The organism is Dyadobacter sandarakinus (genome assembly GCF_016894445.1).
Taxonomy (GTDB): domain Bacteria; phylum Bacteroidota; class Bacteroidia; order Cytophagales; family Spirosomataceae; genus Dyadobacter; species Dyadobacter sandarakinus.
Genome location: NZ_CP056775.1, coordinates 2,096,284 through 2,111,128, shown reverse-complemented (window position 1 = coordinate 2,111,128; position 14,845 = coordinate 2,096,284). Strand labels below are relative to the sequence as shown.

Genomic DNA, 14,845 nt, shown 5'->3' with positions numbered 1-14,845 from the left:
CTCCGCACATGTCAGTACCGGAGTTTCGTAGGCAGGCAGCTGTTTTAATGCAGCAAAAAAAGGCCCGGCGTATTTGCCGGGCCTCTCTGCGGTTTTTCGTATTTGGCTAGTCTCCGATGTGTTCTTCCTGACTTTCGTGGTTGTCGCCACCCAGGCTGTAATAATTGTTTTCTTCGTCTTCATTGCCGATTGCCTCCGCATCGTCGTCAATTTCAGAACCTGGAACATCCAGGTCGTCGCCTGTCATGGCATCGCGAAATGTCTGCTCATTCCAGTCGTCGGGATTGCCTTCGATGGCTTCTTTCTCGCGTGTAATATCTTCCGGATCTATATCTTCCTCGATCAATCCGCGGCTGAAAACATCTTCTTCCGGCGGATAGTTGCCCGGGAGGTTCTCATCGTACAGTTCGTCGTCATTGCCTGGTGCACTCATGATATGTAGTATTTAGTTGTTGATTAAGTTTTCACATTTAGCCCTCATAGAGGTAAATTTTTACTGTAAAATCGTGCCTGACGCCCGGCCTTACACTTACAGGCTCATTCCACCGTCCACATTGATGTTCTGGCCCGTAATAAACCGCCCGGCCTCCGAACAAAGGAGTACGGCGAGTGTGGCGCAGTCTTCGGGCGCCCCAATCTGGCCGGAAGGTGTTTCCAGCCGCTTATTGATCCGCTCTGCGGTTTCAGGTACATCCTGCTCAATGCGCTGCGTACCAATCACACCGGGAGCCAGGTTGTTGACCGTCACTCCTCTGTCTGCCAGCTGCATGGCGAAGTTCTGCACCAGGTTCAGTACCGCAGACTTGGTGGCGGCGTACACCGGCATGGCAGGGTGGGGTTTTTCCTGCTGCACGCTGCCGATGGTCAGGATGCGTCCCCAGCCACGTTCGGCCATCCCCGGACCACATTTTTGCATCAGGAAAAAAGAGGAACGTACATTGGCCGTCACCTGGTCATCAAAATCCTGGGGCGTTACCTCTGACCACAATTTAGGAATCTGCACGGAGGCATTGAGTACCAGGATGTCGATCTGACCTGCTGCTGCAATAGCGTCTTCATACAGCTTTTCGGCAGCTCCGGGTTTCGTAAGGTCTCCCGCAATGATGTCGGCTTTCACGGCGTATTTTCTTACTTCAACAGCCGTGGCCTCGGCCTCCTGCGGATCATTCCGGCTGTGGATAATTACATTGGCGCCATACTCCGCGAATGCAGCCGCAATTCCCTGTCCGATCCCCTGGCTGGATCCGGTGATCAAAGCTGTTTTTCCTGTTAACCTGAATTTTTCTGATAACATAGTAGTCCGAGTTGAGGAAGTTATGCCATCATTTTTGTGCCAGTTACATTCAGTATTCGCGTTTGAATACAAAATTTCCGCCTCCCTGCCGAAGTAAAAACTGGTTCTGCTGCGGGTTAAATTCCATCACAATGCCCGCCTGGTCAAATCGGAACTCGTGTTTGGCGCTGGGTTCCAGCGGAAATGCCGCCTGGCCTGTTGCCTGGGCCGTGAGGTAGGTGCTGTCTTTTTTAATGGTAATTGAAAAAGGGAGCTGCGCACTGGAATACGTACCGGTGTACTGGGTCAGGTCAGCCGCATTTACCTTGAATTCCTTAAACTGTGGAATTTTCAGGGGTTTCTGGTAGCAGGCGTTAAGGAGCGCAATCACGAGGTCGTTGATCGAATACGTGGATCCGTTGGTACACACCGATACAGCCAGGCTGTCATCCGGGAAGTAGAACAGGTTTGATAAAAATCCGTCGACCACGCCATTATGCCCATAACCTTTCCGGTATTCATAAGGTACCTGGATCAAACCCAGCCCGAAACCATCCGAAATGGTTTTCATCTCATTCAGGCTTTGAACCGACACCAGTTTTCCCTGAAACAAGGCAGTAATGAAGCGGGTCAGGTCCGTAGGCGTGGAAACGATTGAGCCTGCTCCCGCAAGGATGCCGGCATCCGATTCGGGCAATGGTTTCCATTCGTCGTCATACGCGAAAGAAATGGCTTCCTGCTTGCCTGCATCCGCTTTTTGTCCCACGTAGGTTTCTTTCAGGCCTGCCTTCCCGGCAATGCGCGTCGTAATATTCTCTGCGTAGCTTTTGCCGGTAAGCTTCTCCACAATGTAGCCGAGCAGCACGTAATTGGAGTTGCTGTACGATGCTTTTTCATTTGGTGCAAAATCGGGCTTCGTGGCAGCTATGATCGCGACCATCTCGGCGTGTGTTTTGGGTTGCAGCATGTACGACAGGTATTCCGGATCCGCAGTAAAGTTGTGGATCCCGCTCCGGTGGTTGAGCATTTGCCGGATCGTGATCTCCGACGCATTGGGTACCTGCGGAAAGAATTGCGAGAGGGGCGTGGAAAGTTGCAGCTTCTTCTGGTCTACCAGCTGCATGATCAGCGTAGCCGTGAAGGTTTTGGTAATCGAACCCACGCGGTAGCGCGTGTGCACGGTGGAAGGTACCGGCGCAGGACTTTGGGCTGCGAGGCCCGTGGCTTTTGCATAAAGTACCTTCCCGTTTCTGGCAATTGCTACACTGGCCATCGACTTGTTTTTAGCATATAATATGTCAAACAAGCTGTCAAGACCGGCAGTGTTGACGGTCTGCGCGCGAACCTGAATGCATATCACGAATGCGGCTGTGGTGGAGAGCAGCAGTTTTTTCATCATTGGTTAAAAATCAGTATCCGGCTTGGTGAGCTCCATTTCCTTGATCCAGATGTTACGGAAGTACACGTCATGTCCTTCTGATTGAAGTTTGAGTCCACCCGGTGTGTCGGTGATGCCTTTGCCGCCATCATTTCCGCCATCAATACCCGAGTTGGGGCCTCCCCAAACCTGAGAAATGCGCTGGTTGGTGTGTACTTTTTTTCCATTAAAATAAAGAGTGACCATCGGCTGCTCCACCAGTTTTCCATTCTCAAACCTGGCTGCGCGGAAAAGAATATCGTAGGCATTCCATTTTCCGATGCCATTATAGGCGAAATAAGGCGAGCGCGACTCGTTGATCACCGCCGCCATCCCGTGGGACGTGGTATCACCATCCAGCACCTGGATTTCGTACCGGTTTTGGAGGTACACACCGCTGTTGCCGCCTTCCTTGGTGATCAGAAATTCCACATGCGCCCTGAAATCCCTGAACTTCTTTTTGGTAACAATGTCCGCCGATCCATACAGTCCTCCTGCGGACGCAGGATCATTGCAATTGATCACAGTGCCCTCATCCACAGGGTCTTTCACGACTGTCCACTTAATGGGCGGTTTGGCTTTCAGGCGCGGACCGTCCCAGTACACCCATTTTTCGTCCAGCATTTTCCGGCTGCCATCGAGGTACATTTCTGCACCGGTGAGCATCCTGGTGCCCACACCTACCTGTGCCTGCGCAAGCGTCGCAGCAAGCGCAGGCCCGGCGGCGAGCAGCGCAATTCTTTTCATCAAAAGCTTCATAAGGGTAACCCGTTTAGTTCTGGTGGCCAAACTTTGGCACGAAAATATAAGATGTTAATGCGGGCTAATTACTCTGTCCATTGTGATTTCTTGAATTTGTCACTTGGGGAGTAGTTGGCCTTACGAAATGTAAACCTGAACATTAGATTTTTAATACTTCTTAAACTTATCAGTACGCTTTGCCATGAAAACCGTTGATCATCAAGAGAGCGTCAGTACCGTAACAGGAATGTTTGCAACCGGGAAGGACGCAGAAAAAGCCTACCAGACACTGCTGGACTTAGGCTACCATAAAGAAGAAATCACACTTGTTATGTCGGAAGCGGCATACAAAGAGTTGATTCAGGCACACACGCAGCAGAATGTCCACCCAACATTCGTGATCAGCCGCCCGGGTCGGAGCGCCGGTTTCAGGGAGGCATTGGACCAGTACGCACACTATGTAGGTATTCCCGGATTGTCTTTCATGGTGGTCGGAAACCTCACCGAAGGTGGTTTGAGAACCATTTCCGATACCATCCTGTCTGACGAATATGCGGAATATTTTCAGCGCAGCGTTCGCAGTGGGGAAATCCTGATTGACTTCGGGCTGCACAATGCCCGTGAGAAAAACCTCATTACCGACCTGTGGGAGAACTTCGGCGGACATCCGCTGGTACGTCCTGTCGGCAACGCAGCCTGACTTACCAAACCCCGGCACTTGCATAAAAAGCGATTGTCGGGGTTTTTTGCAGGTTTTTTCTAAATTCAGGCTGCATTTTAGCTTCGGAGCATGCCATGAAAGTTGCCCGCCTGATCATTCTTCTTCTTTTTCCAATCTGTTTTGCAGACTGCCAGTCGCTTCGCTTCTCATTTGCAGACAGTGCGCTGCTTCCCCTGAAACCCACCGGCGAACTCCACGGTATTTCTGCAATCGAGTATGTAGCGGCAAACCAGCAGTGGCATCTTGCGAGTGACCGCGGGGCATACTTTATCTTCGACAGTATTACAGGCATCCGCGATTTTAAGGTCCGCCTTCCTTTGGCAAAAAAGCGTCATACCGGGTTGTGGTATGAAGCATTGCGTTACGATCCGGTATCGGGCAACTTCCTGTATGCCGTAGAAAATGAGTACAAGCCTGGTGAGGAGACGAATGATACTACTACCTATGTGGCTTATTATGAACCTTTCCCGCCTCTCCAGGTCAATCCTGTTTACCTGATTCCCCCGCTTCCGCTACCAGCCGATAATAAAGGGATAGAGTCGCTGGCCGTGACCGATAGCGGAAACGTGTGGGTAGCGCCGGAAGCAGGCTGGGCCGGAGAGACCGAGGTAGGGCAGGATACCATTCATTTCAGGAAATTCATCAGGAACTCCTCCGGGTACAGTGCCCCGCAGCTTTTCAGCTACGTGATCGACCGGTCCGGGTGTCCCAACAGCGACAAGGAAAAGCGGGGCGGCATTTCGGAAATCGTAGCTGCCGGCGAGAACAAGCTGCTTGTCCTGGAAAGATGCTTCGACAACGGACCGGGCGGCACCAACAGGATCAAGGCAAAGCTGTGGGAGGTGAATGCCGCACAGCAACATTTGAAAAAAGAGCCTAAGCCGGCATTTGATTTCAAAAACCTGCCATTTGCCCCCGACAACCTGGAAGGCATGTGCTGGTGGCCCACTGCCGGGGGCAAACGCAAGCTGCTCCTGATTACCGATGACAATCCCGGGCTCGACAACAAACAGCGAACCCAGCTTATTTTATTGCAAGAAAACTGAATTTCCATGCACAAGTACGTATCCCTGCTGCTCATTTATGTCACTGCAATCCTGATATCCTGCCAAAAGCAGCCTGTTCAAAGCGTGGAGAAAGGTGTATCGTTCCAGCTCAATCAGCATCGCAGGGAAACCCTGGACAGTGTACGGTATGCGATTACCCTTGACATTCCCGGCCAGAAAAAGGAGCGCATCCGCGGGACGATCAACATTTCATTTCTGATGAAGTCTGTGGACTCGCCCCTGGTACTCGACTTCAATTCTGACTCGGCCTCCGTGCTGCGTGTGCAGGCAGGAGGGAAGCAGGTGGCTTATACCTTTGAAAACGAGCATATTGTTATCGACCAGAAGAACCTGAAAAAGGGCCGGAATGAGATCAGCATTGCATTTGTAGCGGGTGATCTTTCCCTCAACCGGAGCGACGACTACCTGTACACGCTCTTTGTGCCCGATCGTGCATCTACCTGTTTCCCGCTTTTTGACCAGCCCAACCTCAAAGCAGTATACCAGCTTACCTTGAAAACACCGGATGCATGGGAGGCCGTATCGAACGGGGTTTTGCAGGAGAAAAAGGATGAGGGAGGAAGGAGCATTTATACGTTCGGGCAGACAAAGCCGATCAGTTCGTACCTCTTTGCATTTGCCGCAGGAAAATTTTTCAAGACAAAACAGACGGTCGGGCGGCGCGAAATGACCATGTACTATCGCGAGACAGATACCGCCAAAGTAAGCCGGAACCGCCAGGAAGTATTTCAATTGCATGCCCGGTCACTGGATTGGCTCGAAGCGTACACAGCGATCGATTATCCGTTTGGTAAATTTGACTTTGTGCTTCTGCCTTCATTCCAATACGGCGGAATGGAGCATCCGGGTTCAATTTTCTACAACGAATCCGCCCTTTTCCTGGATGAGAATGCGTCCGTAAACCGGAAAATGGCACGGGCAAGTGTCATCGCTCACGAGTCGGCCCATATGTGGTTTGGCGATCTGGTTACGATGGACTGGTTCAATGACGTCTGGCTGAAAGAGGTATTTGCCAACTTTATGGCTGCCAAGATTGTACACCCGGCATTTCCAGAGATCAATCACGAACTGCGCTTTCTGCTGGCCCATTATCCCGGTGCCTACGAGGTCGACCGTACTGCCGGCACCAACCCGATTTTACAAAAACTGGATAACCTGAAAAATGCCGGGACACTTTATGGGACTATCATTTACCTGAAAGCCCCCATAGTCATGCGCCAGCTCGAAAGGAAAATCGGAGAGGATGCCATGCGTGATAAGCTGCGGGAATACTTGAAGACATTTCAGTTCGGGAATGCTACCTGGGACGACCTGGTGCGTATTATGGATGGTAAGTCTTCGCAGGAGATCAGAAAATGGAGTAATGTTTGGGTAAAAACCGGCGGCATGCCGGTGTATGAGCTGGAACACAAAGGTGGCAATTTCGCTGCTGTTCAGGCTGCGGATACGGTTGCAGCCAGGATCTGGGAGCAGCCTGTCCTTGTCAAAACCCTTCCCGGCGGCATTATTTATCCCAATGCAGACGGGCTTGCGTATGGCTTTTTTAAAATGGATCCTGCGAGTATGGATCATTTTGCGGGGCACTATCACGAGGCAGGCGACAGCCTCGCCTCCGATCCTGTTTTCCGGGGCGCGATGCTGGTGAATATCTGGGAAAATACGCTGCGCAATTATGGTTCTGATCCGCAGAAGCTGTTCGGGAATGTACTCATGATGCTGCCCAAAGAAGAAAATCCATTGCTGATCGACTACTTATTGGGCAATCTCCAGACAACCTGGTGGAATTTCCTGGATGAGCATAGCCGTCAGCAGCAGCAGGCAGTAGTGGAGGCGCTGCTCTGGAAATTGCTGGTGCAGGTTAAAGACAAAGGAATCAAATCGTCTTACTTTCGTTCGTTCAGGAATGTGGTTAGGTCGGAGCAGGGATTGGGCAAACTGGAAAGCCTATGGAGTGGAAAACTGGTGGTGAAAGATCTGGTCCTGTCCGAAGACGACAAGATTGCGCTGGCCTGCGAGCTTGCCCTGAAAGCACCCGCAAAAAGCAGTACAATTCTCAAAAAACAGCTCGCTGAAACCCAAAATCCTGATCGCCGCCAGAAATTGCAGTTTGTGATGCCGGCACTCAGCCCGGATGAAAAGGTGCGGGATGCGTTTTTTGAATCACTGAAAAAGGAAGAAAACAGGGAAAAGGAAGCTTGGGTACTGGAAGCCCTGGGTTACCTGCATCACCCGCTGCGGGCACGTTCTGCTGAAAAGTACCTGCGCCCGTCCCTGGATCTGTTGCAGGAAATCCAGCTTACCGGTGACATTTTCTTTCCTACGCGGTGGACGAACGTTACTTTTTCCGGCCACTCCTCGCCCGAGGCGGCCCGCATCGCAGCCGATTTCCTGAAAGAACGTCCGGATTATCCGTATTTCCTCAAAAACAAAGTCTTACAAGCCACCGATCAGCTCAACCGGGCGACCATGCTGAAAGCGCACAAGGCACGATAACATCATGATGAATGTGACCCGGGGACTTTTTTAATGCGAAAGCAAACCGGGAACTGTGGTCTGCTTTCGCATTTGAGTTATTCGCTACCGGCGCGAGCTCAGCCGCTCAAATCTTTCCTGTTTCAAACCTTCGAGGATGTCCCTGGTGGCCTCAAAGCTTGTGTGGTGGTAAGCCCGTAAGCCCAGGGTTTTTGCCATATTCGCAAACATGATCCGATCGTCGAAGTACACGCACTGGCTGGGCGTTGCCTGTGCAATGCCCATCGCAAGCTCGAAAATGCGTGGATCGGGCTTGCGCATTTTCACCTCGCAGGATGATATAAATGCATCAAAACAGGTGTGCAGCTTAAATTTCTGAACGCGGTAGTCATTCAGCTCTTTACCTTCATTATTGATCGAAATGATCCTGAAACCACAATCGTTCTTCCATTCTTTGAGCCACGCAAGCATATCCGGCAGCTCCACGGACTGTGCATACATGAACTCTTTGAAATCTTCCCGGACAAAGTCACGCGGATGATTGAAGATCACCGTATCCAGGTACTGGTCCAGGGTAATGCTGCCCACCTCGTAAACATTGAAAATGAAGTTGTGCAGGGCCGTCATCTCCTCATAGTCCAGCCCGAACTTACGGGCCGCTTCCTGCCGTGACTCATGTCCCCATCCATTGCTCAGCAACACGCCGCCAATGTCGAAAAATAGTATTTTAAGATCGCTGATCTGCATTTGAAATCGTTTTTTGGTTACCGGTTTAAAGATATAGTTTGTTGCAGGATGATTGCTGACAACCCGAAAAAAAGGAAGAATTTGTATTTTTAGCTACTCAAACGGTATAGATATGTTACGTATCGTTGAAGATGATGTAGCTTTCCAATAACGCCATAAGAAACCAATGATGAAAATATTGACGCTGACCTTGGCCATGAGCCTGCTGCTGGCCGGTACGGACAGGTGTTCCGCCCAATGCATGGAGAAAATCAGCAAGTCCAATAACCGCAAAATGCGGTACCAGACCATACCACTGATCGGCAATGAAGAGTACCTCTCTTTGTCACGCACCGGAGAAGAGAAGATCTTTACCTACCATAATGAAATCGTAGAGCTCATCTTTCACGTCCCGATGTTTACCGAGGTACGCTTCAAGTCGCCGGGGGGCAACTTTTCATTGTATACGACTACTTCCGACCGTACGTTTTTCAACCGTTCATTCACACTTTCATGCCCCGTCACCACTACTGAGCTTGCTAAAATGAAGGGTGCTACCGAAATCGAGATCTTTTTTCCGGAAGAAAAAAAGGTATATCAGCTCAATGCCCGTTCCAGGAACCTGCTGGAAAAAGCGCTTGCATGCGTTTTCTGATCCGTTTTTCTCTTTAATCAGGTAAATCCGGCTGAGCTTCATATTCAAAGCTGACCATCGTCATGGATTTGCAGTGTTCCCGGGCGGAATTTTACTGCCCACTGATTAAAGACAAACGGTACTATGAATTCAACTCCGACCTCCGCAGCACAAACACCGCATTCCTTTCATATTCCGGTCCTTGGACTGGGTTATTCCATTGATACACCGCTCAAAGTAGCACGTTACGGAATTTCTTCTACGGTGTCCATTGTCGATGACGAACTGATCGAGCGCATGCGTAAGTTTCATGCCGTTCAAAGCGGCACGGCCTTTACGTCCATTCCCAATGCTGAAACTGATTTTCGCAGCAAGCGGATCACGGCTTACCTCAATCTCCTCAATGTGATCGTAGCCAGGCAGTTTGCCGAGCTTCGGCAGCAATCATTTGGCGAAAACAACGACCTCGCCCGGTACTTTAACCTGCTGCCGGACGATGCACCATTGAAACAGCGATACAAAACCCTGCACATCCATCATCAGCCTGCAATGCTGGACGCCGAAAAAAAGTGGATCAGGCAGGCCATGGAGCCTGGGGCGATTGATGTGAACATCATGTCAAAAGTCGATAAGATGAACCGGGGCACGTCGGGGCAGCTGCTGAGCGAAGAGTTCAGCGATGCGCTGGCAGCCCTGCGCGGATTTGCTAAAAGTACCCTTCGCGCCTCTCTTGTACTTTCGGCAGGCATGAACCCGAAACTGTACAGCTATCTCGAATCTTTTCCGGAGTTTCTTCCAAAGGCTGACGGTTGTTTTTTCAAGAAGATCACTTTGAAAGTCAGTGACTTCCGCTCGGCGAGCATCCAGGCCAGGTTCCTGGCAAAAAAGGGATTGTGGGTTTCTGAGTTCCGCATCGAGTCGGGGCTGAACTGCGGCGGACATGCATTTGCAACCGAGGGATTACTGCTCGGACCCGTACTGGAAGAGTTCAGGCGGAACCGCGAGGCACTTACCACCGAGCTGTTCGGCATGTGGAAAACTGCCCTGGCAGCCCGCGGCAGGGTCGTGACGGACACGCCTGCAATCCGCATTACGGTACAGGGGGGTATTGGAAATGTGTATGAAGATCAGTTTCTGCGGGAGCACTATGGTCTCGACGGAACCGGCTGGGGAAGCGCATTCCTGCTGGTACCCGAGGCTACCAATGTGGATGAACAAACCTTGAAGAGCCTGACCGAGGCGAGCCACGACGATTACTACCTCAGCAATGCTTCACCGCTGGGCATATTGTTCAATAATTTCCGAAAAAGCTCCGCTGAAAAGCAGCGGCTCGAACGTATCGCCAAAGGCAGACCCGGCAGTCCATGCCAGAAGCGCTACCTGGTATCCAATACGGAATTTACGGAAGAGCCCATTTGTACCGCCTCACGCCAATACCAGGCTTTGAAAATGAGGCAGCTGCAGGAAACCGAGCCGCGCCCGGCGGACTTACAAGAGCAGTTACGGGCCGTGTCCGAGAAGATCTGCCTTTGCGAAGGGTTGGGTACTTCCGCCCTGATCAGGAACCACCTGCTGCGGCCGCGCGAAAACCAGGCTGTGGCCATTTGCCCCGGACCCAACCTGGCCTGGTTTTCAAAAACGTATTCTCTTGAAGAAATGACCGGCCACATTTATGGAAAAACGGACCTGCTGGAAAAAGTGGAGCGGCCGCACATGTTTGTGAATGAGCTGCGCCTCTACATTGATTATCTGAAAGAGGAAATGCAGCACCACCGCCAGGCGTTGACCGACAAAAAGAAGGCTTATTTCGCAAGGTTCAGGCAGCAGCTCCTGGATGGTATCCGCTACTACCAGAACCTTGTTCCTGACATTTATTTCCAACACGAAGAAGAAAGATTACAAATGCAGACTCAGCTTGTAAATGCGGAATCAGAGCTCAACAAGCTCTAATTTCGCATTTTTACCAATTTTTCATATTCCAGTACGGTGATCAGGCTTCCTTTCATGTCTACGAGGCGCTCATCCTTGAAGTCGGACAGGGTCCGGATCACCGTTTCAGTGGCCGTGCCTACCATGGAAGCAATGTCTTCACGCGTGATAGCCATGGAAAACGGTTTGGAGCGATCTTCCTGGTAGCGCTGTACCAGCATGACGAGTGCCTGCGCCACGCGCTTGCGAACCGAGTTGTAAGCCAGTTGCAGCAGCCGGTCCTCCCGCTCCTTGATCTCGTTGGAAAGCATCTGGATGAATTTGGACGAAACTTCCCGGCTACCCTGAAGCAGGCTGAAAAAGTCTTCTTTCGGAACGATGGCTACTTCGGACTTTTCCAGACAAATCGCGGTTTCGCGGTAAGGTTCTCCCTGAAGCAGGTCCAGGTACCCGAAAAAGTCGCCTTCCTTGTACAGATCCGTGATGTACTCTTTGCCATGATCATTGGATTTGTACGCTTTCACTTTTCCTTTTTGCAAAAAGAAAATGCTGCTCGGAAAGCTGCCCTCGGTGTAAATCGTATCGCGTTTACGGAGTGAGCGGATTTTCTTGTTTTCTGCCAGTTTTTCAATCAGCTCAAATGATCCTGCCTCCCGCAGAAACTGGTCAAAACCCTCTGAGGAACGATCAAACTGCCTGCGGAGGCGCTCGCTTTTTTTGAGGCGCATCTCCACGGCGTGGAGCAGCTCCACATCGTCGTAAGGCTTGGTGAGGTAATCGTCGGCACCCATGGACATTCCTTTGCGATAGTCGTCCTTCTCGGCTTTCGCGGTAAGGAAAACAAAAGGTACCTGCGCGGTTTTTTCATCTTTGCCCAGCATGTGCAGCACGCCGTACCCATCGAGCTCGGGCATCATAATGTCGCAGATGATGAGGTCGGGCTGGTGCTGATGGGCGAGTTGTACGCCTTCCTTGCCATTTTGGGCTGTAACTACACGGTAGTCAGCGAGTTCAAGGATCTCGGCCGTATTTTCCCGCATTTCGGGATTATCTTCAATGAGGAGAATGGTTTTATTTTCCAAAGCCATGGTAATTTACTGAATGCACTGGGTTAGTTCCGGCCTGTATCAGGCAGCAGGCCGGGGATTATGATTGGGCAAATTGATCCTGAAAACCGTTCCGCTGCCTGCCTGACTGGTGAAGGTTACTTCTCCGCCCATCAGGCTGATATAGTTCTGGACAATGTTGAGCCCGAGGCCGGTACCCTGAATGTTACCCGCATTGTTGGCACGAAAAAAGCGGTCAAAAACATGCTGCTGATCCTGAACCGGAATACCAATGCCATAGTCCTGCACCTCCATGCCGACGTATCCGGGCGTCACATTGACCCGTAAAAAAATGGGCTTGCCGGGCAGGGAGTACTTGATTGCATTGGATAAAAGATTGAACAGCACATTGCGTAAAAGCTGCTTGTCAAGCCACACTTCTGCATTTCCTAGGTACTCGAAATGCAGCTGCTGACCCTCCTTGCACAATCCCCTGATCTCTTCGATCAGGCCCTCGCAGAATTCCTGAAGGTGCGTCAGCACCGGCACACTGTGTACGCGGCCTTCTTCAAGCTTGCCGATGGAAAGAAAGTCATTGAGGATCTCGGTAAGGTTGGTGACGGTGCTTTTGATCCGACGGACGTGCTTCTGCCGTTTTTCTTCGTCCTCCGTCCGGGAGTACCGGCCGATCAGCGAGGCCGACGACAGGATGGTTGCCAGCGGTGTACGGAATTCGTGCGAGGCAATGGTTACAAACTGACTTTTCATGTGGTTCAGCTCGCGCTCCTTCTGTAAGGCCCGGATCACCTCTTCCTGCGACAGCTCCACGCGCCTGATCGCCTGCGCCAGCTCCTGGGTCCGGCGGGCGACACGCTCTTCCAGCTCGGCATTGAGCTTCTGAATTTCCAGGTTGGCCTCAATAATGCGGTTTTCCTGTTTTTTTCTTTCAGTAATATCAATGACAAAACTCACCACGAATTCGCCGTCACTGGTCTTAAAAGGACTCAGACTAACCTCTACCGGAAACTCGCTGCCATCCTGCCGGCGCGCAAAAAGGTCCATAGCATGCCCCATGCCCCGAGCCCTGGGTGCTTCCAGGTAATGGTCCCGGTAGCTGACGTGGCGTTCGGCAAAGCGGCCTGGAATAAGCGTTTCTATTTTCCTGCCGATCAGCTCGGTATCCCGGTAGCCAAAAAGCTCCCTGGCCTTGGGGTTCAGCATGACAATGGTGCCAGCCTTGTTTACCACTACAATACCCTCCGTCGCATGCTTGAAAAGTGCGTCGAGCATTTCAATATGCCGTGTCATCACCTGCGTATGTATTAAAATATCTGTATCAAACATACCAAGGTACAGGACATAGGTGAGCAGCGCAACAAGGCACCGGTTAAATCGTCTGGCTGAAAAGGGTGGTCTGGGGAAGGTCTTTCCACAAGCGTGCGTCAAATGCCATACACACATTCCGGACAAAAGGCCGGCCTTTTTCGGTCACTTTCAGGCAGTAAGGTGTAATTTCCAACAGCCCGTCTTCCTCCATTTCCGACAGCCGTTCCAGGGCTGCATACAGACCGTCGCAAGTTTCGCCGGTATTCCGCCAGCTTGTTTCGAACCGGGTCATCAGCTGAAGAATACGGCGTCGCAGCACGAGGTCTTCACCGGTAAGCTCATGTCCTCTGAATGCAGGCAGCATGCCTTCTGCAATGCGGCGGTAATAGTCTTCTACTTTCTTTTCATTTTGGGAAAACCCGCTCCATGTATCGCTGATTGCGGAAGCGCCCAGTCCGATCAGCAGCCGCGTGCTCCGCTCGGTGTAGCCCATGAAGTTGCGGTGAAGCGTACCGGTTTGCTGTGCCTCGTAAAGCGGGTCAGTGGAACGTGCGAAATGGTCCATGCCAATATCGTGGTACCCGGCGAGTTCCAGCGCATTGCGTCCGGTTTCATAGATCGCCATCTTTTTTTCGGCATCGGGAAGGTCATTTTCGGTATAGCTCCGCTGACCCGGTTTGATCCAGGGTACGTGTGCATAGCTGTAAAATGCAATGCGGTCGGGCCGCAGCTGGATCACCCGCAGCATGGTCTGCATCATATAGCAGGTTTTTTGCTGGGGCAAACCATATACAATATCAAAGTTCACAGAAGTATAACCGATTTCGCGTGCCTGCCGGGTTAGGTCGCATACCTGCTCATAGGTCTGGTGGCGATTGATCAGGGCCAGAACAATGGGGTTGAAATCCTGCACGCCAATGCTGATCCGGCGAAAACCCAGGTCATATAGTGTTTGCAAATGCGCCCCGGTGGTATTGCCCGGATGCGCCTCAAACCCGAAGGAATGCTGGGAGGGTACCTCGGCATGCTGCAAAATTCCGTTGACAAGCACGGCCAGGTTTTCAGGACTGAAAAAGGTGGGCGTTCCGCCGCCGAGGTGCAATTCGCGGATCACCGGCTTTACTCCACCAAAACGCTGAAGGTACATGTTCCACTCTGCAAGTACGGCCTGAACGTACCGGCTCTCCACGGCATGGTTGGTGGTGATGCGCGTATTGCAGCCGCAGTAGGTACACAGACTTTCGCAGAATGGCAGGTGTATGTATACGCTGATCCCTTCGGCTGCATTGGAAATGTGGAACGTTTCCCGTACCATCTCAGTCCATCGCAGCGGATCCGGCGGGGTTTTCTGCCAGTAGGGTACAGTAGGGTAGCTTGTATAGCGCGGTCCGGGAATATTGTATTTGAACAGCAGGTCCTTGTCCATGACGTAGAAAGATTGGCTTGATAATCAACCAAAACTACTGGTGCCGCCATTTACAAAACATGACGAA

Annotated in this window: 13 protein-coding genes; 5 read left to right on the top strand and 8 right to left on the bottom strand. The window is 51.4% G+C overall.

The window, feature by feature from the left end; all coding sequences use genetic code 11:
* Positions 1-106 precede the first annotated feature (106 nt).
* From HWI92_RS08400 to HWI92_RS08385, 4 genes are all read right to left on the bottom strand, one after another.
* Complete coding sequence (locus HWI92_RS08400) at positions 107-433, bottom strand: hypothetical protein (protein WP_204662667.1); 327 nt, start codon at positions 431-433, stop codon at positions 107-109.
* Between the two features lie 96 nt (positions 434-529).
* Positions 530-1,294: an SDR family NAD(P)-dependent oxidoreductase gene (locus tag HWI92_RS08395; RefSeq protein ID WP_204662665.1), complete on the bottom strand. Its 765-nt coding sequence runs from the start codon at positions 1,292-1,294 to the stop codon at positions 530-532.
* Between the two features lie 49 nt (positions 1,295-1,343).
* Complete coding sequence (locus HWI92_RS08390; protein WP_229249149.1) at positions 1,344-2,672, bottom strand: serine hydrolase domain-containing protein; 1,329 nt, start codon at positions 2,670-2,672, stop codon at positions 1,344-1,346.
* A 3-nt stretch (positions 2,673-2,675) separates the two neighbouring features.
* Positions 2,676-3,437 carry a 3-keto-disaccharide hydrolase gene (locus HWI92_RS08385; protein ID WP_229249371.1) on the bottom strand — a complete coding sequence of 254 codons (762 nt, stop codon included), beginning with the start codon at positions 3,435-3,437 and terminating at the stop codon, positions 2,676-2,678.
* 196 nt (positions 3,438-3,633) lie between these two features.
* Between HWI92_RS08385 and HWI92_RS08380 the strand changes: the two genes are divergently transcribed.
* The 3 genes from HWI92_RS08380 to HWI92_RS08370 all read left to right on the top strand — a co-directional run bounded on the left by HWI92_RS08380 (position 3,634) and on the right by HWI92_RS08370 (position 7,712).
* Entirely contained in the window at positions 3,634-4,131 is a 498-nt protein-coding gene (locus HWI92_RS08380; RefSeq protein ID WP_204662661.1) for a hypothetical protein, read from the top strand.
* A gap of 95 nt (positions 4,132-4,226) precedes the next feature.
* A complete protein-coding gene (locus HWI92_RS08375) occupies positions 4,227-5,198 on the top strand; it encodes an esterase-like activity of phytase family protein (RefSeq protein WP_204662659.1) in 972 nt (323 codons plus the stop codon).
* 6 nt (positions 5,199-5,204) lie between these two features.
* On the top strand, positions 5,205-7,712 hold the full coding sequence (locus tag HWI92_RS08370; protein ID WP_204662657.1) for a M1 family metallopeptidase: 2,508 nt from the start codon (positions 5,205-5,207) through the stop codon (positions 7,710-7,712).
* 84 nt (positions 7,713-7,796) lie between these two features.
* On the opposite strand, the gene HWI92_RS08365 is transcribed toward HWI92_RS08370, so the two are convergent.
* Positions 7,797-8,438: an HAD family hydrolase gene (locus HWI92_RS08365; protein WP_204662655.1), complete on the bottom strand. Its 642-nt coding sequence runs from the start codon at positions 8,436-8,438 to the stop codon at positions 7,797-7,799.
* Positions 8,439-8,604: 166 nt separating this feature from the next.
* Between HWI92_RS08365 and HWI92_RS08360 the strand changes: the two genes are divergently transcribed.
* Both HWI92_RS08360 and HWI92_RS08355 read left to right on the top strand, forming a co-directional pair.
* On the top strand, positions 8,605-9,072 hold the full coding sequence (locus HWI92_RS08360) for a hypothetical protein (RefSeq protein ID WP_204662653.1): 468 nt from the start codon (positions 8,605-8,607) through the stop codon (positions 9,070-9,072).
* 123 nt (positions 9,073-9,195) lie between these two features.
* Positions 9,196-11,001, top strand: coding sequence for a hypothetical protein (locus HWI92_RS08355; RefSeq protein WP_204662650.1), 1,806 nt, complete (start codon positions 9,196-9,198; stop codon positions 10,999-11,001).
* On the opposite strand, the gene HWI92_RS08350 is transcribed toward HWI92_RS08355, so the two are convergent.
* From HWI92_RS08350 to hemN, 3 genes are all read right to left on the bottom strand, one after another.
* Positions 10,998-12,068, bottom strand: coding sequence for a response regulator (locus HWI92_RS08350; protein ID WP_204662647.1), 1,071 nt, complete (start codon positions 12,066-12,068; stop codon positions 10,998-11,000). The genes HWI92_RS08355 and HWI92_RS08350 overlap by 4 nt on opposite strands.
* A gap of 39 nt (positions 12,069-12,107) precedes the next feature.
* Entirely contained in the window at positions 12,108-13,334 is a 1,227-nt protein-coding gene (locus tag HWI92_RS08345; protein WP_229249148.1) for a PAS domain-containing sensor histidine kinase, read from the bottom strand.
* Between the two features lie 79 nt (positions 13,335-13,413).
* Positions 13,414-14,778, bottom strand: coding sequence for an oxygen-independent coproporphyrinogen III oxidase (gene hemN / locus HWI92_RS08340; RefSeq protein WP_204662643.1), 1,365 nt, complete (start codon positions 14,776-14,778; stop codon positions 13,414-13,416).
* Between the last annotated feature and the right edge of the window lie 67 nt (positions 14,779-14,845).